1 protein-coding gene is annotated in these 607 nt (G+C 41.2%); it reads left to right on the forward strand.

What is annotated here, in order from left to right; all coding sequences use genetic code 11:
* On the forward strand, nucleotides 1-607 hold a 607-nt coding region (locus CRO04_RS26505), incomplete at both ends, for an IS110 family transposase (RefSeq protein WP_166432685.1).

Genomic DNA, 607 nt, shown 5'->3' on the forward strand with positions numbered 1-607 from the left:
ACATTAATCCAGCTCTGGCTTATGACCAGAGAAAAAGTGCACCTATGCTCCGTAAAAATGATGAGCATGATGCGTATTGTGTTGCAACGGTTTTAATTAACCAATTACATACTTTGCCGGATGCAAAGCCAAAAGATAACGAATGGACGTTGTCACAACTGGTAAATCGAAGAGATTTACTGGTGAAAGACGGTATTCGGTTTAAGAACGGACTCCATGAGCAGATATCCATGGCGTATCCCAGCTACAGTAAGTTCTTCAGCGAGATAGACGGAAAATGTGCCATGTATTTCTGGAAGACCTACCCATCCCCTGTTCATTTGCAGGCAAAGACAGCAGAAGAACTAACAATCGAATTTAAGGAAATATCCCGTGTTGCCAAGAAAGATAAAGCGGAGTTGATTTTGGATTGCGTTAAGAATGATGGAAATACCTTTCGGGAATATCAGGAATCCAGAGATTTTATTACAACGAGTTTAGTAAGGGACTTGGAACATCAAAAAGAAGAATTAGCAGGGCTTGATCAGGAAATCGAGAAGATCCTGCTTAGTTTTGATTATAAACTGACCAGTATGCCTGGTATAGGGACGTCGGTAGCCAGTAAGCT

It is taken from the genome of Lacrimispora amygdalina (assembly GCF_900205965.1).
In the GTDB taxonomy this organism is placed as follows: domain Bacteria; phylum Bacillota; class Clostridia; order Lachnospirales; family Lachnospiraceae; genus Lacrimispora; species Lacrimispora amygdalina_A.